Genomic DNA, 22,457 nt, shown 5'->3' with positions numbered 1-22,457 from the left:
TAGAGCGAACCGCTCTCCTCAGTTCGCTTCTAGAAATTCTCTCAATGCCTTAAGAACACCTTCGTTTTGTTCAGAAGAGCCAACCGTTATTCTTACCGCTGTCGGGAAACCAAGGGCTTTTCCGGAGCGTACGATATAACCTCGCGCCTGTAAATAGTGAAAAATCTCATCTCCATCAACTTTAAAATCAATTAAAATAAAATTGGTCTGAGTATGGTAAAATTCAAGCTGATGATGCTCACAGAATTCATAAAACTGTGTCAATCCTTGTCTATTTTTTTCTCGGCAAGATTCGACAAAATTCTGATCCTTGATCGCTTCACTCGCTGCTAATTGGCCTAAAGAATTCACATTAAACGGTTCCCTTGCCGGTTCCAGCGCTTTAATGATGGAGCTGTTCGCCACCCCATATCCAACCCTTAGTGCAGCAAGTCCGTATATTTTAGAAAATGTTCTAAGTACAATAAGGTTTTCATACTTACGTGTCAGACTGATGGCATCATAGTAATCTTCTGCCACTACATATTCATAATAAGCCTCATCAAGCACGACCAGGATATGTGAAGGCACCTGTTCTAAAAATGGAATTAATTTATTTTCTGGTATATATGTACCCGTAGGATTATTAGGACTGCAAACCCAAATAATGTTTGTTGTCTCGTCAATTGCTTTAAGCATGGCATCTAAATTATGATTTCCATTGACTAGTGGGATCTCCTTTATGATTGCCCCTTCAATCACTGCATTGTGCCTGTATTGAGAAAAGGTAGGTGTCGCCATAATGGTACTGGCATTCGGATGCAGTAGCGCCCTTGAAATCATTTGGATTAGATTATCGGAGCCATTCCCTAATATTAGTTCGGCCTCTTCAACCTGCAAAAATGCTGCAAGTGTCTCTCTTAAATGGGTAGCGTAGCCATCTGGATACAATGCCAAACTTGTTTGATAGGATTGGAGAGCTGAAAGCGCCTGTTCTGAGCATCCAAAAGGATTTTCATTCGATGCCAGCTTTACAATCTGATCCAACTTAAACTGTTTTTTGACCGCCTCAATTGATTTTCCTGGTTGATAGGGAGTCAGTGCTAAAACTCTCTCTTTCCATCTCATTTTCCCCACTCCATACGTGTTTTGATTTGTTTTCTTTTTTAGACTAAACTACTGCCAAGGTCAGGTCTTAACACCTTTGCTTCCTTTAAATAAACATGAACGATTTCTTCCTGTGGCAGGCTTGTATTCACATGCATCATGATCCTAACGCACATTTCCAAAGAATTAGGAACAGGTAATTCTAGCATGCACATGACAGGTACATATGTCCATCCTGCAAACTTCCTTAATGCCTTGGCCGGAAAGGCGGCATTAACATCTTCTGTGGATGAAATCAATACGGAGGCGACGGAATCAGGTTGAATATGATTAACCTCAATTAATTGAGCCAAAAGCTCCTCTGTGGCAGAAATAATGGCTTCTTCTGTATTTGCGCTAACCGTCGTTGCTCCCCTCATCCCTCTGATCATGAAAAATCCCCCTTGTATTAAAAACTGTTAAGTTCATTCAATAAAACTGTTTCGGATATTTCCTGAAGCCTTGGCTGCCCCACTTCATTCAGTAACACAAATCGAATAGACTCGCCAACGGACTTCTTATCCTGTTTCATTTTGCCAATCAGGCTTTCAAAAGATAATTGGTCGGGTATGTTTGTTTCATATCCCAATCTCTTAACCCAATCGGTAAATTCATTTAAATGAAACGCTAGCCCCAGCAATTCATTGCTTAATTTTAATGCAAAAACCATCCCGATCATCACTGCTTCACCATGGGTAAAATTCCCGTAGCCCATTTCTGATTCAATTGCATGACCAAGCGTGTGCCCTAAATTTAAATATGCACGGACACCAGTTTCTCTCTCATCCTGTGAAACAAATTCGTTTTTAATCCTTATCCCTTTTACTAAAATATCCGATAATTGCTCTAATGTTAAAGAATTTAAATCATGAACATCCGTTTTTAACCAATGATAGAAATTGGGATCGGCAATAAGTGCATGTTTAATAACCTCAGCAAACCCGGAACGGATTTCGTGAATCGGCAGCGTTTTTAAAAACTCAAGATCATAAAATACTGCTTCAGGCTGATAAAAAACCCCAATCATATTCTTTCCAAGCGGGTGGTTGATGGCCACCTTTCCGCCAACAGCACTATCATGTGCTAGGATGGTAGTAGGAACTTGAATAAAAGGAATTCCTCTCATAAAGGAAGCAGCAACGAAACCTGACAAATCCCCTACCGCACCACCACCAAAAGAAAGAATGACAGAATTCCGATCAAGCCGGTTCTCAAGTGCGGTTGATAGGGCCTCATAAAAAACTTCAAAGGTTTTTGCCTTTTCACCGCTAGGTGCTGTAAAAATAACGGGGTTCCATGTTTTAAGAACAGACTGCAACTTTTCAAGGTGGAGCCCGGCAACAGTTTGGTCTGTAATAATAAGTATTTTTGTTAGGTTAGAAAAATGTTTAGATAAAAAAGCATTAAGTTCTTTTATAATACCTTCCCCAACAAAGACAGGATATTTTTTGGACTCTGTTTCGATTAATACGGTTTCCATTAAAACTCCCTCGCATATTCACGCTGCTTATTTATTTCATCGGCAAATGTATCAAAGCGGTCACTGTAAAATTGTTCAACAAGGGCATTCGCAAGCTCCCAAGCAACAACATGCTCTGCCACAACTGCTGCAGCAGGTACTGCACAGCTGTCAGAACGTTCGACGCTTGCAGCAAACGGCTCTTTCGTTTCAATATCAACACTCATTAATGGTTTATAAAGTGTTGGGATTGGTTTCATTACGCCTCTGACAACAATCGGCATCCCTGTGGTCATACCACCTTCAAACCCGCCAAGCCGGTTTGTTTTTCGGTAATAGCCTACTTTCTTGTCCCAGGCAATCTCATCATGTACTTCACTTCCAGGCTTTCTTGCTGCTTCAAAACCAATGCCAATTTCCACACCTTTAAATGCGTTTATACTCATGATTGCAGCTGCTAATTTCCCATCTAATTTACGATCGTAATGGACGTAGCTTCCAACACCAGCCGGCATCCCTGTCGCAATAACTTCTACTACTCCACCAATGGAGTCACCGTTTTTCTTAGCTTCATCAATCGCATTCATCATTTCCTGCTCCACTTTTGGGTCAGCCACTCTAACGGGAGAATTTTCAGCCCTTTCCTTTAAGGCCTCTGTTGTAAGTGCAGGATCTACATTGGCTTTGATCCCCGCAATTTCGACTACATGTGAAACTAATTCAACACCAACCAAGGATAAAAGCTTTTTGGCAACGGCACCAGCTGCCACTCTAACAGTTGTCTCTCTTGCTGATGAACGTTCTAGGACATTTCTCATATCACGATGGCCGTATTTAATCGCACCATTTAAATCAGCATGACCCGGTCTTGCCCGTGTTACCTTGCGCTTGATTTCATCTTCTTGTCCTTCTTCTATCTCTTCAATTCCCATGATAGTTGTCCAATGCTTCCAGTCATTGTTTTTGACAACTAAAGCAATTGGCGAACCAAGTGTTTTTCCATGACGGACACCTGAAACAATTTCTGCAGTATCCTTCTCTATTTGCATGCGTCTTCCTCGGCCATAGCCTTTTTGACGTCTAGCCAGCCCATCATTTATTTCCGCAGCCGCTAGCGGCATTCCAGCCGGCAGGCCTTCTAAAATTGTTGTCAGCTGTGGTCCATGGGATTCTCCAGCCGTTAAGTATCTCATTCCCATACTCGTTCCCCCTTCAACTCATTAAAGAATTATGTATCAATATATCATATCACGCTCAATAATCATAGTATAATAATTCAGAAAATTTTTGTATACGATTACAAAAAAGGCACTTGTATAAGTATATACAAGCGCCTTTTTCATGTTAGATTAATAAATCCATTCGTTAACTAATTTAGCATACTCTACTACGCCAGAATCCTTAAAAAACAAGCCGATTTCTCGCTCTGCGCTTGCTTTCGAATCAGAGCCATGAATAACATTTTTACCTACGGTTAGTCCAAAATCACCGCGAATTGTACCAGGTGCCGCATCCTTTGGATTAGTAGAGCCCATCATTTGGCGAGCAGTTGCAATGACATTTTCTCCTTGCCAAACCATTGCGAATACTGGACCGGATGTAATGAAATCTACTAATTCACCAAAAAATGGACGTTCCTTATGCTCACCATAATGTTCTTCAGCGAGTTCAGTTGGAATATTCATTAATTTAGCTCCAACTAATTGGAAGCCCTTTCTTTCAAATCGTGCAACGATTTCACCGATTAAATTACGCTGTACGCCGTCAGGCTTTACCATTAAAAAAGTTTTTTCCATGAATTCCACTCCTAATTGATTATGTATATTGATTGTTGCCCTCGAGAGCAATCCATGGAAAATGTTATCACTTTTTTGAATATTTAGCAACATGGAATATCTAAAGTCCTTGGTACGGACCTATGTATGCTAGAATTTTCGTCTGCCAATATATTTCGCAATATCACGAAGTGTTTTTTTAGCTTTATTTTCTGGTAATTCTTCTAATACAGCTAGAGCTTTTTCTAAATAGCGATCACTCAAAGCATATGATCTTTCGATAGCGCCTGATTGTTTTATAAGGGAAATTATTTTTAAGACTTCCTCAGGAACCATATTCTCATGAACCTTTTCAATTTCCGCTCGGACCACATCATTTTCCATCGCATAAAGGGCTGGGGCCGTAATATTTCCTTGTAAAAGATCACTTCCGGCCGGCTTCCCAAGTGCTTTTTCGGTAGAGGTGAAATCCAAAATATCATCGATAACTTGATAGGACATTCCCACGTAATATCCAAAACGGAAAAGCTTCTTATGGAAAAACTCGTCAACCCCTGCAGCAATTGCACCTAATTGGCAGCTGACAGCAATTAACAAGGCCGTTTTTCTTTTGATTCTGCGAAGATAATCCCGAAGGTTTTGATTAAAACGGAATTTGTCCTTTATTTGCTGAATTTCCCCTACAGTCACTTCAACAATTGTATTTGCTAATATTTTATGTGCAGCAGATTTTTCAATATTTGTCATTAATTCCAAAGCAAGGGCAAAAACAAAGTCGCCGGTATACATCGCGATTTTATTATCCCATTTTGATTTGACTGTTGGCTGACCCCTGCGAAGATCAGCATCATCGATTACATCATCATGGACAAGTGACGCCATATGAATAAGTTCGAGGGCAACGGCAACATTTTTCATTACATGTATATCATATTGACCAAATTTACCCGCAAGCAAAACAAAAACAGGACGAATTCTTTTTCCTCCGGCTTGTAATGTATGCATGGATGCTTGTTTCAAAAGAAGAGACTCAGGTTGGATTGTCTCTTCCAACTCTTTTTCAATTATGTTAATATCCGAATTCAAAAATGAATACATCATTTTTAATTTCATTTGTATTCACCCAGCTTTTCATCCTGTCTTCAGTTTCAATGATTTAATTATTTTTTGCCAATATGAACAGCAGCCGCACCACCGCTATACGATTTGTATTTCACATCCTTGAAGCCAGCTTTTTCAAACATTTTGGCAAGCTCCCTCATACCCGGAAAATCACGTGCTGATTCGTGAAGCCATGCATATTCTCTATAGCTCTTGGCTAGCAATTTTCCGAATAGCGGCATAATGAAACGAAAGTAAAAGTAATAAAGCTGTTTATATCCGATTAGAGTAGGCTGTGATGTCTCAAGGCAGACAGCAATACCACCCGGCTTTACAACCCGATACATTTCTTTCAATACCTGCAGGTAATCTGGGACATTCCTTAAGCCAAAGCCAATCGTAACATAATCAAAACTATTATCAGGAAAGGGAAGTTCCATTGCGTTGCCATGGATTAATTTAACCTGCTGAAGGCCCAGACCTTTAACCTTTTCAATTCCGACATTTAACATGTTTTGGCTAAAGTCTAACCCAGTTACTTCACCATTTGAACCTACTGCTTCAGCTAGGGCAATTGTCCAATCGGCCGTTCCGCAGCATACATCGAGAGCTTTTGAACCAGGCTGAACATTCATTTTTTTCATGGTGTCCTTCCGCCACTTGATGTGCTGCTGAAAACTAATAACTGAATTCATTTTATCATAGTTATCAGATATCTTTTCAAACACATTGTGAACGCGCTGTTCTTTCGATTGCTGCATGTTTTACCCTTCTTCCACAAAAGTTTTTGCATATGGCTGATATTGATTCAACAACAACTTTATCCTTTTCTCAAGTAAGTCATTTAAGTAAGGAATCTGTTTTAAACCTTTTTCAATCACTTGTTTCGAAAGTTCCAGATAGTGGTCGCAAATTTGTACTAAATGATCCCGTTGGTCAGCGGTTAATTCTTCCAATTTCGATTCATTACTGGGAAAGATCATTTTCTTCAATGATTCAAATAATACCGAGCTTTCAGAATGAAAGTATTGTTTTTTTTCATTTAGTAACCGTTTAAATAATAACAAATTAGCAAGGAAATCATTCCATAAATCTACTTTAAAATAATCAGAGAGTTTGGTAAGTAAGGAACTTTCAATCCGCATGATACACGCCATGAGTTTTTCTATTCCTTCAAGTTTACTTTGATAAACAAAAATCTTATTTTCGTTGACTTCCTTTACCCCTTTTGAAAGTGATTTAATCATCATAATATCTTCCGACTCGGCAAGGAGTTTATAATATAAGCCGCTAAAATAATCACCTGCAAGAACTGTTAATTGACGATTTTTTTCATCTTTAGAGTCATTGGAAATATGTTCATGGGTATCAAGGGCAATTTGTATTAACATGGTTGACAATGCATAGTTCTGGATTTCGCTAAATGACAATTCGAGTCGATCCATTATTGAAATGAGGATAAGAAGCTTATCTTCATCAATAATTGGGGTTTCAATATATTCGAGCAAGTATGAGTCAGAAACCCTTACATCGATCTGCTCCTTAATGCTTGTAAATTTTTGTCGAATATCCTGCACTCTAATCACCCTTGCTTCCCCGAAGTAATATCTTTATGTATCTTTATTTTCTATTTTTAAGAAAATTTCATGCCCATGAATTAAAGAAAATAACAACCCTTCAATCTTAAACACAAGGCAGACACCATTATATCATAAAAGGCATCAAATGGGCAGGAATTCACAAAATAATTATCATAATCATCACTTTAAGACTTTGCTTTATCCATGCTGATTAGAGCAGGTTACCTTATTTCTTCATTTCGCTTTCTAGTTCACCAAATTGGGTTAGAATTTTTGCGTTTCCCCTAATTTTTATTGCTGAAGTATGCTCAGTAAATTGAGCAATAAGAACCTCACCTTTATCAAGCTTTTCTGAATGATGGAATCTTGTATCTGTACCTCTGGTTAAACCTATTACACTGACACCATCGTCAATGGCTTTTATGACCACATAATCACTATTTTGCTGATTACGTTTTTCCAATATTATCACTCCAAATATGTTAGAAATAGTCGATACTAATATTTTATTAACGAAAGCACTTCCGAACGGGCAATGGCATCATCTGCAAGAACGCCCCGAACTGCAGTAGTCACAGTTTTTGATCCAGGTTTTTTAACACCACGCATGGTCATACACATATGCTCAGCTTCGACCACAACCATTACCCCATGTGGATCTAGCTTATCCATCATGCTGTCTGCAATAGTCGAAGTGATCCTCTCTTGCAGTTGGGGTCTTTTGGCAACTGCTTCAACTGCCCGTGCTAATTTACTTAAGCCTGTAACACGACCGTTTTGTGGAATATAGGCCACATGCGCTTTGCCAAAGAAAGGAACTAGATGATGTTCGCACATCGAATAAAAAGGAATGTCCTTAACCAACACTAACTCTTCATGGTCTTCACTAAAAATAGTCTCAAAATGCTGTTTTGGATCCTCATTTAATCCACTGAATACTTCCTCATACATTTTTGCCACTCTTTTTGGTGTGTCAAGGAGACCTTCACGATTTGGGTCTTCTCCGATTGCTTCTAATATTAAACGTACCGCCTCTTCGATTTGGGCACGATTTACTTCTGACATACTGAATTCCTCCTAGAGTAGATCTATCAAGTATAGACGACAAATACATATTAGCATAATCTTTTCATCACAGGCAAAAAAGAAAAAAGGCCATGGACTTTTTCCATGACCTTTTTGCTTCAGCCTGCCGCTTAAAGCAATAAATTATGTAATTATTTTACTGCGTCTTTAAGCGCTTTGCCTGGTTTGAAAGCTGGAACTTTGCTAGCAGCGATTTCGATTTCATCACCTGTTTGCGGGTTACGGCCTTTACGTGCTGCACGCTCGCGTACTTCAAAGTTTCCAAAACCGATTAATTGTACTTTATCACCATTTTTTAAAGCATCTAAAATCGCATCAAAAACAGCATCAACTGCTTTTGTAGCGTCCTTTTTTGAAAGCTCGCTAGCTTCAGCAACTGCATTAATAAGTTCTGTCTTGTTCATGCCTTTCACCTCCTCCCAAAGAAAGACTGCAGATTCGTAAATAAGATTACTTATCTACATTTCTAAACAAATTTTCTAATTTCTATACGTCATAGCGAGGTTTTATTACCAAAGTAATGAAAATTGACTACTTCAGTGAAATAAATCTATTTTTTATTAAAAACCCTATGAAATAAAGGTTTAAAGCACTATAACGTAATTCTGTTAAAAGATTATCATAATCAATACAGCTTATCAAGAAGATTTCATGAAATTATGGTAATCTTTTCTTTTGTTCATCAAAATTCTACTAAATTTATCCTTTTTGGATGGGATTTTGTCGCTTTAGCAAAAAAAAAGACTCCGATGGGAGTCTACAACCTATAGGATAATGGCGATTAAACCGCCTGATCCTTCGTTTATGATTCTTTCTAATGTTTCTTTTAATTTATATCTTGCATTTTCCGGCATTAGGGAAAGCTTAGCTTGAATCCCCTCTCGGACAATGGAACTTAAACTGCGCCCGAAGATATCAGAATTCCAAATTGATAATGGATCGTCCTCGAAGTCCTGCATTAGGTAGCGGACTAGTTCCTCGCTTTGTTTTTCCGTGCCAATGATTGGGGCAAATTCCGACTCTACATCGACTTTTATCATATGAATCGATGGAGCCACCGCTCTAAGTCTCACTCCAAATCTTGCTCCTTGGCGGATGATTTCCGGTTCTTCAAGGCTCATATCAGCCAGTGTTGGCGAGGCTATCCCGTAGCCAGTTTGTTTCACCATTTTTAAGGCATCGGCGATGTGATCATATTCCGCTTTTGCATGGGCAAAATCCTGCATTAGTTCAAGAAGATGATCCTTTCCTCTGATTTCTACCCCTACGATTTCTTTTAAAATATCATCATATAATTCATCCGGAGCAATTAAATCAATTTCAGCTACCCCTGTACCCATCTCAATTCCAGCTAATCCAGCTCTCTCAATGAATTCAAAGTCACCAAACTGCTGGACAACATGGTCAACATCTCGTAATCTCTTGATATCTTTTACTGTCTCTTTTACAGCCTCTTGATAGCTTTCACGGAGCCAATGGTTTTCTCTAAGCACCATTACCCAGCTCGGAAGGTTCACATTGACCTCAAGTACTGGGAACTCGTAAAGTGCCTCTCGAAGGACATTGAGGACATCGCTATCACGCATGCTTTCTACACTCATTGCGATGACTGGAATATCATATTTGTCTGCTAAATTTGACCTAAGTGTTTCAGTGCTAGGATGGTATGGTTGAGCACTGTTAACAACCATGATAAATGGTTTGCCAACTTCCTTCAGCTCATCAATCACTCTTTCTTCCGCTTCAATATAGTTACTTCGAGGAATCTCTCCAATTGTTCCATCCGTTGTGACAACTACCCCGATGGTGGAATGTTCTTGGATTACTTTTCTTGTGCCAATTTCAGCTGCTTCATGAAAGGGAATTGGCTCTTCATACCAAGGTGTATTAATCATTCTTGGTCCATTCTCGTCCTCATAGCCTTTAGCGCCTGGAACTGTGTAGCCAACACAGTCAACAAGTCTAATATTTACATTTAGACCCTCATCAACATGAACAGTGGCTGCCTGATTTGGCACGAATTTCGGTTCGGTTGTCATGATCGTTTTTCCGGCTGCACTTTGCGGCAGCTCATCAATCGCCCGCGATCTTTCAGCTTCACTGTTTATATTCGGTAAAACAACAAGCTCCATAAATTTTTTAATAAATGTTGACTTTCCAGTTCGTACAGCACCTACTACCCCTAGATAAATATCACCGCCAGTTCTTTCGGCAATATCTTTAAAAATATCAACCTTTTCCAAGTGATCCCCTCCTGATCATAGACTAAAGTGGGATAAATTCATCCATTTTGGTATTTTTGGACAATATATGTTTATGACGTTGTCCTATCTTGTTATGACACTTTTCTAAAATTTTTTACCCCCTTATCGATATTTTTTAGAGGAATCTGATATCTGTATTTCGCTGAAAATTTGATTTTATGGAGGGTTTCTGACTATGGGTCACGGATATGGAGAAGAAAAGAAAATAAAGCCATATCACGGTAATATTTTTCAGCATAAAAAACCCTTCTCCTACAATATATTTCATAGGAAAAGGGTTATGCCTATTCTTCTAAAAATACAGGCTCTTTCGTTTTTGGATCAACCGTGTAAGGCAAGGAATATGCAGGAACAAACATGGAGTCATTCACTAAAATGGAGCGAATATCTTCACCCGGTTTCAAAACTGCGTTTGTTTTCTTTAGTGCTTGATAAAGATCTGGTCGATAATCTACGTATACCTCAGCATCGCCTGTTATGACCATTGAGAGGTTTTGATTGGTAAATGGACTGACAACATACGGCGGCTTTTCAAACCCTAATTGTTTATAATCCAGTGAAAACACATTTTTGGCAATTTGTTTTTTATAAGGCGGAAAACCATTTGATTTTATTCTTAATTTAACATCACGAATGGTTTCTGTCATCCTTAAGTCAAATAATTTAACAGTTGGATTCGTTTCCACGTCAACAAGTACATATTGAAAAATCCCGCCGCTTTCAAATGCATTTCCTGGAGGCTCAGCTATATACTGCGGCGCAATTTTTTTAAATTCGATTGGATATTTTTGATAAATAGGCGTACCTAACTCCTTTGTTTTTATTGGCAGGATGCCGCCATTGTCCTTCTTAAAATCATCAACAGCAGTTTGAACTGATTGGATTTGATCTTTATAAGGAATTTGGTTCTGTGCTAAATCTTCCTTTGGGTACATACATCCCGATAACAGCATAGCTGTTAAAACAAGAAAATAGCCCAGCAATTTTTTTTTCATAAAATCACCTTTATCTATGTAATTAATCCAGTTATCCGAGGAATACAAGCAGCAGGGTCAATCCAGACACAATTAAAAATACATAAGCAATAATCGCTGTTATAACCCGGAATACCCCTTTTAACTTATACCTGCTTAAATAAATGGTTATGATAGCAAGAAACATAAGAGCCATACCGGCAATTGATATCCACATTTTTACCATACCTGGTGACAAACATCATTCCCCCTTTTTCGAAAATTAATTATAACACAGGTATTCCTATTTCAAAAAAATAATCAACCAAAAGCAAAAAAACTGAAGTAAAGAGGGGCGAATTCTCTACTTCAGTCAATAGGACTAAATAACCCATTCTCCAGCGTCATACTACCAGGATGCTTCGTTGCATTGTATGCAAATAATATCAAAAGCGTATCATACGAACGCCTAATTTATTCATGAAAAAGCACATTTTTAGTCTTCAGTATTTTTTTCATCCAGCACATTCACCAAATCTTCCATTTCATGGGTTTTCCCTCGAGCCATTAACACATCCACTGCGTCCTTAGGGTTCTTGTCGTTAAATAAAACATTATAAAGCGCAGATGTGATTGGCATTGTAACGTCATACTTTTTAGCCAGCTGATAAGCCGCCTTAGTTGTCCTCACACCCTCGACGACCATGCCCATATTGTCTAGAACTTCATCAAGGGTTTTTCCCTTACCAAGCAAATTACCAGCTCTCCAGTTCCTTGAATGGACACTAGTACATGTTACAATTAAATCGCCAATTCCTGTTAATCCAGAAAATGTTAACGGATTCGCACCCATTTTTGTGCCAAGACGGGCTATTTCCGCTAAACCACGGGTCATTAAGGCTGCCTTGGCGTTATCACCATAACCAAGCCCATCTGTTATGCCTGCAGCTAACGCGATGATATTCTTTAAGGCCCCGCCGATTTCAACTCCAATTACATCAGAATTCGTGTATACGCGAAAATTATGGTTAATGAATAAATCCTGGATCTTTTCAGCAGCTTCCATATTTTCTGAAGCAACCGTTACCGTTGTGGGGTGCCTAAGGCTAACCTCTTCAGCATGACTTGGACCTGATAGGACAACAACGTCCTTTAAGAGATCTTCGGGCATTTCTTCCTTAATCATTTCGGTTATTCGTAACAGGGTATCTGGCTCAATTCCTTTACTAACATGGGCAATTGAGATGGGATCTCCATGTACTGCACGGATTTTCCCAAGAACTTCGCGAATAGCCTTTGTAGGAACAGCTAAAATAACTGTTTCCACCCCCACTAAAGCATCACTTAATGAAGCATAGCCAACAATTAATTCTGGCAGTATAATTTCAGGTAAATATTTTTTATTTGTATGAAATCCATTGATTTCCTTCACCTGGTCTTCATTATGGCTCCATAGACGAACCTCATGAGCATTATCTGCCAGCACAATGGCTAGTGCTGTTCCCCAGCTTCCAGCGCCTACAACGGCTATGGCTGCATTTTTATCCTGCATGAAAAGTACACCTGCCTTATCTTTATTTTCTTTCTCGCGCATAAATTTTAATAGGGGTTCCCTCGAATCCAAAAGCGTCTCTAATTCGATTCTCTAGAAAACGCTCATAGGAGAAATGCAATAATTCAGGTTCATTGACAAAGACAACAAATGTAGGGGGTTTGACCGCTACTTGTGTAGCATAATAAATTTTCAAGCGTCTCCCTTTGTCAGTTGGTGTCGGATTCATGGCGACCGCATCCATAATTACATCATTTAACACACTTGTTTCAACCCGCATGGAGTGATTTTCACTTGCTGTATTAATCATCGGGATAAGGGTATGAATCCGCTTTTTCGTTTTGGCAGATAAAAACACAATTGGAGCATAGCTAAGAAATAAGAAATGTTCCCTAATCTTTTGTTCTAGCTCTTTCATTGTTTTCTCATCTTTTTCGATAGCGTCCCATTTATTTACCACAATGACTATGGCGCGCCCCGCCTCGTGAGCATATCCGGCAATCTTCTTGTCCTGCTCAATGATTCCTTCTTCGGCATTGATGACCACAAGTACGACATCGGAACGTTCAATCGCTCTTAGAGCGCGGAGAACACTATATTTTTCTGTAGTTTCATACACTTTTCCTTTTTTTCTTATACCTGCTGTATCAATGATGACATATTTTTGCCCATTGTACGTATACGGTGAATCGACTGCATCACGGGTGGTTCCGGCAATATTGCTGACGATTACACGATCTTCGCCCAGAATCGCGTTAACAAGTGATGACTTTCCGACATTTGGCCGTCCTATTAAAGAGAACTTGACCACATCATCATCATAATCCAATGGTTTGTTTTTTGGAAAGTGTTTTGCTGCCTCGTCTAATAAATCACCAAGACCCAGTCCATGTGATCCGGAAACAGGAATGGGCTCGCCAAAACCAAGAGCATAAAAATCATAAATTTGTTCGCGCATTTCGGGGTTATCAATTTTATTAACCCCTAGTACAATCGGCTTTTTAGATTTATATAGTATTTTCGCAACCTCTTCATCCGCAGCAGTTACACCTTCTCGTCCATTTGTTAAGAAGATAATCACATCTGCCTCATCAATCGCCACTTCTGCCTGTTGACGAATTTGCTCTAGAAAAGGTTCATCACCAATATCAATTCCACCGGTATCGATGACATTAAAATCATGTGTCAACCACTCACCTGAACTATAAATACGATCTCTGGTTACTCCTGGAATATCCTCAACGATAGAAATGCGTTCACCGACAATGCGATTAAAAATCGTTGATTTTCCTACGTTGGGTCGTCCAACTATGGCAATAACTGGTTTTACCATTATAATCGCCATCCTTTCTCTTTATATTAAAACATATTGTTTAGTTAGCATTTTCCCATTAAAGTTCTTATTAAGTAAAGAAACCCTTCTGTCAACGAGAAGGGCCTAACTTTATTATTTTATCAATGATAATCCTTTCTCGCAATGGAAAGCATAACAAGAATCAAATTTATGAGGATTTTTGCTTTCCTTTTTCAAAAAAATGAATATGATTTTGTATGATTGGCCCAGCATTTTCAAGTAAGCTCCATCCAACTAGTAAAGCAGCAATCAAGGAACAAACATCCAGGTATTCTAAGGCTCCGATTGGATGTGGAAAGGGAAATTTATTTAAAATAAAGGCATATAGAAATTCACCCTGCATGGTTCCGCAAATCATAATCAGCAATCGCCCTTTTAATGTCTTTTGCAAAAGGATAGCTAGACAGCCAAAGACAATTGCCATCATCCATTCCTTTTTAAAGATAATCCAAATAGGATCAAATATTTCGAATAGATGGAAGGTCACATAGGCCATTGATATGATAAATGAACAAATAAAATAATAGATCATTGCCCCTCGTTTTTCCTGGCTAATGAATAAATAAGATGTGATTAATAAAAATAAACCACCAGCCTGTACTTCAAAGATTCCAACCTTCAACTGAAAATTAGATAATAGTAACAGAATAAGAATAATAGCGGACAGTTTAAACCGATATGGATTTCCCCTATTTAATAAAAATGTAAGGTAAACCCAAAGTGACCAACAAATCCAATAAAACATTGCCCCTTCCATTTCACTCACCTCCTAATGTTCTCATTATTGGTAATCTTTATGTACTTTCATACTTCCTTGAATAATATTTCCACTGTGATTCATCTTATTAAGAGGAGGTGTGGATGAATGGGAAAAGACCGCCAAGAAAAAAAGTTAAAAGCGAGTAGAAGAGTGGAATCAGATCGTGATCAGGCATTGCACTACCCTAGTGCAACCAAGCTTTCAAGCCCGGAAGAAGCAAGGGGATTAAATGACGGGAAAAGATGATAAAGTTAATAAAAAGCTCTCGCCATGGCGAGAGCTTTTTATTTAATGGAACGACAGCTATACTTTGTTGTATCTATGCCGCGTTGATTCAGCCAATGATAGGTTTCACCGGATATGATCAGCGGCGCTTTTTCTAATTCAGAAATGGTTTTTGCTCCTAAAGCAGTCATTATCATAATTAATTCATTATGGAGTGTGTCGATTTCTTTATGTAATGCTTCTAATCCTTGTTCAACAAGAATCCGCAAGAAAATTCCTGCCATGCCGATCCCACTTGCCCCCATAGCGATACCCTTCGCAATGTCATGTCCTGTCAAAAAACCACCCGAGCCAATGATGGAAATTTTTTCAGAAATAGATGCTGCTTCAATGATGGAAATTGGCGTAGGAATGCCCCATTCATTAAAAAATGATAAAGTTTTTTCGCTGCGCTTATTTTCAATTTCTGCAAAATTTGTTCCCCCGGCACCGCCGACATCAACCACAGTGACACCCACGGATGAAAGTGCTTCAACCGTTTCCATCCCCATCCCAAAACCTACTTCTTTCACAATTACGGGAACATCTACCCCAGTAACAATGGTCTCAATTCTTTTTAAGGCACCGGTAAAATCTCGATCTCCTTCGGGCATGGTCAGTTCTTGAATCACATTTAAATGGAGTTGAAGGGCATTTGCCGCAATCATTTCAATTGCCATTTTGGCATTCTCCAATGTTGCTTCACTGCCTAAATTGGCAATAATAATCCCTTGTGGATTCTCTTTTCGAACGACTTCATATGTATAGCGTTCACCCTTATCTTTTAAAGCAGACATTTGCGAACCTACAGCCATAGCTAACCCTTTATTTTTGGCAGCAATAGCTAGCTTTTTGTTGATCCGATACGTTTTTTCTCCACCGCCGCCAGTCATCGCATTGATAAAAATTGGCGAACTTAAAGAAAGTTCGCCAATTGAGTGATCTAATCGAACATCATTCACACTGATATTCGGTAAGCTCTGGTGAATAAATTTGATATCATCGAAAACTGTTGAACGGTTTTGCCTATTTTCTATGGCAAAGCGAATATGATCCCATTTTCGTTCAGATCTTGTCACTTAAATCACCATTATTTTCTTAGATTCTTTAATTTATCTCCAATAACTTCACCAAGCTGGAAGCCTTTTGATTCTTCAGGAAGTTCATAATGGAGGTTTTCCTCTTCCTCTTTCTCAAGCAATTCTTTTATGCTTAATGATAGACGTTGATCATGTTCATTGGCTTCCAGAACTTTTACTTTTACAACTTGACCTTCTTTAAGTACTTCATGCGGTGTTCCAATGTGCTTATTGGCAATTTGAGAAATATGAACAAGACCTTCAACACCAGGGAAAACTTCCACAAAAGCACCGTATGAGACTAATCTTTTTACTGTTCCATCCAAAATACTGCCTTTAGGTGCTTTTTCAGAAATATTGGTCCATGGTCCCGGAAGTGTTTCTTTTATGGATAAAGAAATTCTTTCACTATCGCGGTCCACACTTAATACCTTCACATTGACTTGCTGGCCTTCATGAACAATATCTGATGGCTTATCTACGTGTTCATATGATAATTGAGAAATATGAACTAGACCATCAATGCCGCCGATATCTACAAATGCTCCAAAATCGGTAATTCTTTGAACTGTACCATCAATTACTTGGCCAACTTTTAGTGCTTCAAGTAGATTTTGTTTTTGCTTGCCTTTTTCTTCTTCCACCACTGCACGATGCGAAAGGATAAGGCGATTTTTTTCTTTATCAAGTTCAACAATCTTAAAGGAAAGCATGCGGCCTTTGTAATCGCTGAAGTCCTCCACAAAATGGGCTTCAACAAGGGATGCTGGAACAAATCCACGGACTCCTAGATCCACAACAAGTCCGCCTTTAACAACGTCCTTTACTTCTGTTTCAAAAACTTCTCCATTTTGGAATTGTTGTTCTAAGCTCTCCCAAGCCTTTTCTGCATCCACTTTCCTTTTTGAAAGGATTAATGCATCTTCCTCTACTTTTAAAACTTCTAGCTCTAACACATCACCTTCGGATGCTGCATCGGATGCTTTTTCAATATGCAGGCTTGATAATTCACTAATAGGGATAATCCCATCTAATTTACTGCCTTGAACAGATACCAGTACCTGCTTTTCTTCTACTTTAGTAACTTGTCCGTTTACTTTGTCCCCAATTTCAAAGCTTTTCACTTCTACTTGATTTAATTCTTCCGACATATGTATTCCTCCTTAATCCATTTACTCCAAAAATCTATATATGATCTGGTGAATGCCGCACAGCAGTCACTACATATAAAACAAACTTCAAAAGCAAAGAATATTCAAAAAAAATCTCTTTTTATTAACTTCTTATAAATAGTCTATTTTGTCAAGCAGAACCTATTGATGCTCCTTTATTAGTTTATGAATTTCTGACATAATTAATTCAGTAACCTGATCGGCGGATGCTTTTTCTTTTCGCATTTGGTCCATATCAATTGGTTTTCCATAAACTACCTTTAATTTATGGAAACTTTTATATGGACCAATAACTGCGCAAGGGATAACATCTGCCTCTGTTCTTAAGGCAAAAAATCCTGCTCCCGAAAGTCCTTTGCCTAACTCTCCATTTTTACTTCTTGTTCCCTCCGGAAAAAGACCAAAAACATTACCATCTTTAAGGATTTTTAACCCTGTTCTAAGAGCTTCCCTGTCGCTAAAGCCCCTTTTTACAGGGAAGGCGTTGCATTTTCTAACGATACCGCCAAGTACGGGAACGCGAAAAACTTCCTCCTTCGCCATATAATGAATCGGCCGAGGTGCCATGATTCCGACAATTATAGGATCAAAATTATGAATATGATTGGAACAAAGAAGTACTCCGCCTTCTTTTGGAATATTTTCTACCCCAATAGCCTCTACTCTGTACCACGGTTTAAAAATAGTATAAACCACTGACCTTGCAAAATCATAAAACGTCACACTTCCCCAATCCTTTCGTACACCAGAGCCATAATTTTTTCGACAACTTCAGGAATGGTCAAAGAGGTTGTGTCTATTTCAATTGCATCATCGGCTCTTTTTAAAGGAGCAACCTTTCTCTCTGAATCAATTTTATCCCTACGTGCAATTTCTTCCTTTAACTTTTCTAAATCAGAAGGGAATCCTTTTTCTACATTTTCTATATGTCGCCTTTCAGCTCTTTCCTCAACGCTCGCAAGTAAAAATACCTTTACTTCTGCACCCGGCAATACATGTGTTCCGATATCCCGTCCATCCATCACAACACCGCCTTCTGTGGCGAACGCTTGCTGTCTTCTGACCATTTCTTCGCGGATTTTTTGAAGCTTGGCAACATACGAAACAGAATTGGTTACTTCTGCTGAACGAATCTCATTTGTTACATCTTTATTGTCAAGGAATACTAATTGGCCTCTATCAGATGGCAGAAGTTTAATATCAGTAGATAATAGTGTGTCTAAAAGTGGTGCTTCTTCTTCTAGATTCAGATGGTTACCGATTGCTTTAAATGTCAAAGCCCGATACATTGCACCCGTATCGATATACACATAAGAAAGTTTCTCTGCCACAATTTTTGCAACTGTGCTCTTTCCGGCTGCAGCAGGGCCGTCAATTGCTATTGATAATTTCTTTTCCATAAATCCTCCTAATACGTATGGTTGTCTCATTTGTTGTCTTCTTTTATTTTACCACAAGTTATCAAAATGCCTCCTCTTTTTAACATTCTAATCAATAAAAAAAAGCAGGAAGTCCTGCTTTATTACTCTCCCCCTTGAAAGGTTTGGAGAATTTCAGTAAATATATTTTCATTAACACCTTCATATTTAGTCAGTTGTTTTATTTGTGGAAAGACATCCAGTTGATGAAAAAATAATTGGGATAAAAATAGAAATGCAAACTGTACAATTACCACCTTAATTAGAAACCTTTCAACTCTTTTCATACTCATCACTCCACCTACTATATAGATATAGTATCCGAGCCATTGCTTTTTTTATTCTAATCTGAAGTAAAAAAGGAAAAGCAGTTTGCTTTTCCTTACAGAACATCCTCGTAAATAGCCTCAGCATTTTTCAGCTTTTCTACCTTTTCTTCAAATCCAGTTTTTGCGTTAATGAAAATTCTATAGGTATCATGGTTTATTGTCCCAAGGAACTCATAACATAATACCTCTTCATTTAAATCGTTCATAATCATTGCTTGACGGTCTTCCATCACTTTTAAGTTAGGATTTACCTTTGCACGCGCTTGTTCCAGTGTAATCGCCGGTTTATCAATTGTTCGAGTTTGGAAAGAAGTTAGATACTCCTCAGCAGATACCCCGATAATATCTCCATTGTCCAGCGCTACTTTTACCTTCACTGCTTCAGGATAAATTCTAACCCCGTTTATATTCGTAACAAAATTGAATACGCCAATATTATCGTATTGTGTGCTCTCAAAAACCTCTAAATCTTTGAAGCCTGTTTCCTGTAAAAAAGCAGCAGCTTTAATGTCAGCTTCATTTAGACTGAGATTTTGTTTCGTTATTTCACGGTTTTTAATAAACCAAATCGGATGTCCGGCCTTTTTAGTAATATCCATGCTTGATTCTTGGCCAGTTTGTTTATTTTTGATTGAAACACTGTAAAAACCATAGTCAGAGCCTTTTCCGTTTTCTGTGATTTTCACCTGTGCATTTCCATCAAACTTCATATATTTTTTTGCTATCTGGGTGGCTTCTTGGCGTGAAATGGTTTTTCCTTTTATTTTCTTAAAATTTTCATCCTTTTTTTGCATATTTGTAAATGTAGGCCCAAAGTCGGTTTCCTCATAGCCGGAAACTGTTTTTTCAACTGTTTTGAAGCCATCAATGATGGTGTTGTCGGTTGTTTCTTTACCGGATGCAAGTGCTAACTCGACATCCATCCAGCGCAAGTTATTTTTTAATACCATATGCTGAACATTTCGGAGTTCGTTCTGAATGTCACCCGACTGCTTATACAGTACTTTTAATGTATCATATTCCTTATCCGTTAATGGCTCTTTCCCTAAATCTCTGACGGCGGTACGGTAGCTGAAGTTTCCAATATTCGCCAAAAATTCCTCTGTCTTGTTAAACGGTAATAATGTTAATGGCAGTTGTCCAACATCACCATGTGCCTGCGATGTAAGCCTCCATACTTCAATTAATGATGGTGACAGGGTATCCTTAGAATTCATGGCAAGGGTTGTCCCAATTTTATCGTGTAAGATATCCGTTCGGTAGGACAGGTTATGAAATGCCCGTTGATAGTTGTTTTCTGCATTTAAAAGTATTGCATTTTTTTCTTGGTGCTCCTGGTAGCCCCAGTAAGCTGTTCCCGCGACACCCACAGCTAATACACCTATTAATATTCCTCTAATCAATTCTAGTCACCTCTCTACTTGCAAAAAATATGCTGACCAATACGTTTGATTTGGGGCCTTCCCCATATCCAACCGCTAGTGGCTGTATTAGGATTAAAATAGTAAATTGCCTCACCTGTTGGATCCCATCCATTAATGGCATCTAATACCGCTTTTTTTGAAGATTCATCCGGTGTCAGCCAAATCTGCCCATCTGCAACGGCTGTAAAGGCTCCTGGTTCAAATATTACCCCAGAAACGGTGTTAGGAAATGATGCGCTATTTACTCGGTTCAAAATAACCGCTGCGACCGCAACTTGGCCTATATACGGTTCACCCCTTGACTCTCCATGAACAGCGTTCGCCATTAAGCGGATATCATTTTGCGTATAACCGTTAGGCGTGTTTGCTGCCGTTGGCTTTTTTGGTGCAGGACTCTTCGGTGCCGCCGGCTTAGGTGCTGCATTGTTTGCCGGCGCTTTATTTACTGGTGCTTTGTTTGCTGGCGCCTTAGGACTTGGGGCACTCTGCTTGTTTTGATCGACTCCGCCATAATGAGTAAACTTGTTACCGGCATTAATTTGCTTTTTTACAAACTGCTCATTGTATTTGCTGGCTTTGGCTAGTTTGGCTTTTGTTGTCGCACCTGCCAGCCCATCAATTGGCAGCCCAAATTCATATTGAAAGTTTCGAAGAGCCCAATACGTACCCCATCCAAAAACTCCATCAATTTTCCCGTTATAGAAGCCGAGATATTGGAGTCTGGATTGCAGCTCAATGACATCATCACCAACAGCTCCCTTTTGGATTATCTGCTTGGAGAAGGCATGTACCTCATGACCCTCCAAAAAAGATATTGGCACAGTACAGAGAAAGAAGAGAATGAAGTATTTGATTAGGATGTTTTTCTTTATCATGGAATTATAACCCCCATTTGAATCTTTTTAGCAGTAACCCTATTTTTTGTTTAATTGGTGTTTTTATTCCATTTAAAGAAGATTAAATAAAAAAACCCTTCATCAGGAATAATCAGGAATGAAGGGTTTTTTGTACTGGATATTGTTTTTTAAAATGATTGGCACTCATTATTTTCGCTTTCTTCACTTTTCTTAGGCCAAACCACCAAAGAAAAATCATAAACGGAAAAATAATAAACAGCCAATTTTCTTGTGAAATTAAGATATAATCATAAGAGCCATGTAAAATAATTGGTAAAAGCAGAGAGAATATAATCCATTTTTCTTTATTTCCATCGGTGAACTTGGCTTTTCCAAGATAAAAGCCCATAATTACTCCGAAAAGGGCATGGCTTGAAACCGGCAATAACGCACGTGTCATCGCATGTTCAATCCCGTTTGCTATTAGATAAAAGATATTTTCAACTGTGGCAAAACCAAGGGAAACAGCTACTCCATATACAATTCCATCAAATGGTTCATCAAACTCTACATGCTGATAAACAGCATAAAAAAGAATGAACCATTTAAAAAATTCTTCAAGAAGGCTAGAGCTAAGAAACGCATCAAAAAGATCCGATTTGAGCAAATGCTCTATTTCAAGGACATGCTGGATAAACATGATTGGAAATACCAAGAGCGCTCCGTAAATAAACGTCCGAAAAACAAAGGAAATTGGCTCTGGTTCGTATTCATCTTTTAAATAAAAATAACTTAGTAAAGCCAGACCGGGGGCAACTCCGGCAGATAAAATTCCCAGCATGATGAACCTCTTTTCCAATCCTTTTCCTTTATCGTAACATGGAAACAACATAAAGAAAATGAAAGATTCATTCCATATAATATGT

General features: G+C 38.6%; 26 protein-coding genes. 1 reads left to right on the top strand and 25 read right to left on the bottom strand.

The window, feature by feature from the left end:
- Window positions 1-18: 18 nt before the first annotated feature.
- From hisC to ACIQXV_RS05160, 17 genes are all read right to left on the bottom strand, one after another.
- Window positions 19-1,107, bottom strand: a complete 1,089-nt coding sequence (gene hisC, locus ACIQXV_RS05240; protein WP_402956689.1) for a histidinol-phosphate transaminase — start codon at window positions 1,105-1,107, stop codon at window positions 19-21.
- A gap of 38 nt (window positions 1,108-1,145) precedes the next feature.
- On the bottom strand, window positions 1,146-1,517 hold the full coding sequence (gene aroH / locus ACIQXV_RS05235; protein WP_402956687.1) for a chorismate mutase: 372 nt from the start codon (window positions 1,515-1,517) through the stop codon (window positions 1,146-1,148).
- A gap of 17 nt (window positions 1,518-1,534) precedes the next feature.
- Entirely contained in the window at window positions 1,535-2,605 is a 1,071-nt protein-coding gene (aroB, locus tag ACIQXV_RS05230) for a 3-dehydroquinate synthase (protein ID WP_402956685.1), read from the bottom strand.
- Window positions 2,605-3,777, bottom strand: a complete 1,173-nt coding sequence (gene aroC / locus ACIQXV_RS05225; RefSeq protein WP_402957134.1) for a chorismate synthase — start codon at window positions 3,775-3,777, stop codon at window positions 2,605-2,607. The genes aroB and aroC overlap by 1 nt, the downstream gene beginning before the upstream one ends.
- A 156-nt stretch (window positions 3,778-3,933) precedes the next feature.
- Window positions 3,934-4,380 (bottom strand): nucleoside-diphosphate kinase, encoded by a 447-nt coding sequence (gene ndk / locus ACIQXV_RS05220; RefSeq protein ID WP_402956683.1) that lies wholly within the window; start codon window positions 4,378-4,380, stop codon window positions 3,934-3,936.
- A gap of 129 nt (window positions 4,381-4,509) precedes the next feature.
- A complete protein-coding gene (gene hepT / locus ACIQXV_RS05215) occupies window positions 4,510-5,472 on the bottom strand; it encodes a heptaprenyl diphosphate synthase component II (protein WP_402956681.1) in 963 nt (320 codons plus the stop codon).
- 47 nt (window positions 5,473-5,519) lie between these two features.
- A complete protein-coding gene (locus ACIQXV_RS05210) occupies window positions 5,520-6,221 on the bottom strand; it encodes a demethylmenaquinone methyltransferase (RefSeq protein ID WP_402956679.1) in 702 nt (233 codons plus the stop codon).
- Window positions 6,222-6,224: 3 nt separating this feature from the next.
- Window positions 6,225-7,046, bottom strand: coding sequence for a heptaprenyl diphosphate synthase component 1 (locus ACIQXV_RS05205; RefSeq protein WP_402956677.1), 822 nt, complete (start codon window positions 7,044-7,046; stop codon window positions 6,225-6,227).
- Window positions 7,047-7,266: 220 nt separating this feature from the next.
- Entirely contained in the window at window positions 7,267-7,503 is a 237-nt protein-coding gene (mtrB, locus tag ACIQXV_RS05200; RefSeq protein WP_402956675.1) for a trp RNA-binding attenuation protein MtrB, read from the bottom strand.
- Between the two features lie 35 nt (window positions 7,504-7,538).
- Complete coding sequence (gene folE, locus ACIQXV_RS05195; RefSeq protein ID WP_024030637.1) at window positions 7,539-8,105, bottom strand: GTP cyclohydrolase I FolE; 567 nt, start codon at window positions 8,103-8,105, stop codon at window positions 7,539-7,541.
- Between the two features lie 152 nt (window positions 8,106-8,257).
- Window positions 8,258-8,530 carry an HU family DNA-binding protein gene (locus tag ACIQXV_RS05190; protein ID WP_007084878.1) on the bottom strand — a complete coding sequence of 91 codons (273 nt, stop codon included), beginning with the start codon at window positions 8,528-8,530 and terminating at the stop codon, window positions 8,258-8,260.
- A gap of 360 nt (window positions 8,531-8,890) precedes the next feature.
- A complete protein-coding gene (spoIVA, locus tag ACIQXV_RS05185) occupies window positions 8,891-10,369 on the bottom strand; it encodes a stage IV sporulation protein A (RefSeq protein ID WP_402956672.1) in 1,479 nt (492 codons plus the stop codon).
- A 305-nt stretch (window positions 10,370-10,674) separates the two neighbouring features.
- Window positions 10,675-11,385 (bottom strand): hypothetical protein, encoded by a 711-nt coding sequence (locus ACIQXV_RS05180; protein WP_402956670.1) that lies wholly within the window; start codon window positions 11,383-11,385, stop codon window positions 10,675-10,677.
- Between the two features lie 31 nt (window positions 11,386-11,416).
- On the bottom strand, window positions 11,417-11,602 hold the full coding sequence (locus ACIQXV_RS05175; RefSeq protein WP_402956668.1) for a DUF2768 domain-containing protein: 186 nt from the start codon (window positions 11,600-11,602) through the stop codon (window positions 11,417-11,419).
- Between the two features lie 237 nt (window positions 11,603-11,839).
- Complete coding sequence (locus tag ACIQXV_RS05170; RefSeq protein ID WP_402956666.1) at window positions 11,840-12,895, bottom strand: NAD(P)H-dependent glycerol-3-phosphate dehydrogenase; 1,056 nt, start codon at window positions 12,893-12,895, stop codon at window positions 11,840-11,842.
- A 22-nt stretch (window positions 12,896-12,917) separates the two neighbouring features.
- A complete protein-coding gene (der, locus tag ACIQXV_RS05165) occupies window positions 12,918-14,228 on the bottom strand; it encodes a ribosome biogenesis GTPase Der (RefSeq protein WP_402956664.1) in 1,311 nt (436 codons plus the stop codon).
- A gap of 169 nt (window positions 14,229-14,397) precedes the next feature.
- On the bottom strand, window positions 14,398-15,006 hold the full coding sequence (locus ACIQXV_RS05160; protein ID WP_402956662.1) for a YphA family membrane protein: 609 nt from the start codon (window positions 15,004-15,006) through the stop codon (window positions 14,398-14,400).
- Window positions 15,007-15,114: 108 nt separating this feature from the next.
- Between ACIQXV_RS05160 and ACIQXV_RS05155 the strand changes: the two genes are divergently transcribed.
- Complete coding sequence (locus ACIQXV_RS05155; RefSeq protein WP_402956661.1) at window positions 15,115-15,255, top strand: YpzI family protein; 141 nt, start codon at window positions 15,115-15,117, stop codon at window positions 15,253-15,255.
- A 38-nt stretch (window positions 15,256-15,293) separates the two neighbouring features.
- On the opposite strand, the gene fni is transcribed toward ACIQXV_RS05155, so the two are convergent.
- The 8 genes from fni to prsW form a co-directional block, all read right to left on the bottom strand.
- Complete coding sequence (fni, locus tag ACIQXV_RS05150; RefSeq protein ID WP_402956659.1) at window positions 15,294-16,352, bottom strand: type 2 isopentenyl-diphosphate Delta-isomerase; 1,059 nt, start codon at window positions 16,350-16,352, stop codon at window positions 15,294-15,296.
- 11 nt (window positions 16,353-16,363) lie between these two features.
- Window positions 16,364-17,503, bottom strand: a complete 1,140-nt coding sequence (gene rpsA / locus ACIQXV_RS05145; RefSeq protein WP_402956657.1) for a 30S ribosomal protein S1 — start codon at window positions 17,501-17,503, stop codon at window positions 16,364-16,366.
- A gap of 162 nt (window positions 17,504-17,665) precedes the next feature.
- Window positions 17,666-18,247 (bottom strand): lysophospholipid acyltransferase family protein, encoded by a 582-nt coding sequence (locus ACIQXV_RS05140; protein WP_402956655.1) that lies wholly within the window; start codon window positions 18,245-18,247, stop codon window positions 17,666-17,668.
- The gene (gene cmk / locus ACIQXV_RS05135; RefSeq protein ID WP_402956653.1) at window positions 18,244-18,924 is read right to left on the bottom strand and encodes a (d)CMP kinase; all 681 of its coding nucleotides are present in this window, start codon (window positions 18,922-18,924) and stop codon (window positions 18,244-18,246) included. Before cmk ends, ACIQXV_RS05140 begins: the two co-directional genes overlap by 4 nt.
- Window positions 18,925-19,046: 122 nt before the next feature.
- The gene (locus tag ACIQXV_RS05130; protein WP_402956651.1) at window positions 19,047-19,229 is read right to left on the bottom strand and encodes a YpfB family protein; all 183 of its coding nucleotides are present in this window, start codon (window positions 19,227-19,229) and stop codon (window positions 19,047-19,049) included.
- A gap of 95 nt (window positions 19,230-19,324) precedes the next feature.
- Entirely contained in the window at window positions 19,325-20,674 is a 1,350-nt protein-coding gene (gene ypeB, locus ACIQXV_RS05125) for a germination protein YpeB (protein WP_402956649.1), read from the bottom strand.
- A gap of 14 nt (window positions 20,675-20,688) precedes the next feature.
- Window positions 20,689-21,570 carry a spore cortex-lytic enzyme gene (sleB, locus tag ACIQXV_RS05120; RefSeq protein ID WP_402956647.1) on the bottom strand — a complete coding sequence of 294 codons (882 nt, stop codon included), beginning with the start codon at window positions 21,568-21,570 and terminating at the stop codon, window positions 20,689-20,691.
- Window positions 21,571-21,682: 112 nt separating this feature from the next.
- The gene (prsW, locus tag ACIQXV_RS05115) at window positions 21,683-22,372 is read right to left on the bottom strand and encodes a glutamic-type intramembrane protease PrsW (protein ID WP_402956645.1); all 690 of its coding nucleotides are present in this window, start codon (window positions 22,370-22,372) and stop codon (window positions 21,683-21,685) included.
- Between the last annotated feature and the right edge of the window lie 85 nt (window positions 22,373-22,457).

The sequence above is a fragment of the Neobacillus sp. NPDC097160 genome (assembly GCF_044762155.1).
Classification (GTDB): Bacteria; Bacillota; Bacilli; order Bacillales; family Cytobacillaceae; genus Neobacillus.
Note: the sequence above shows the minus strand (reverse complement) of the source record. Positions and strands in the feature narration are given on the sequence as shown.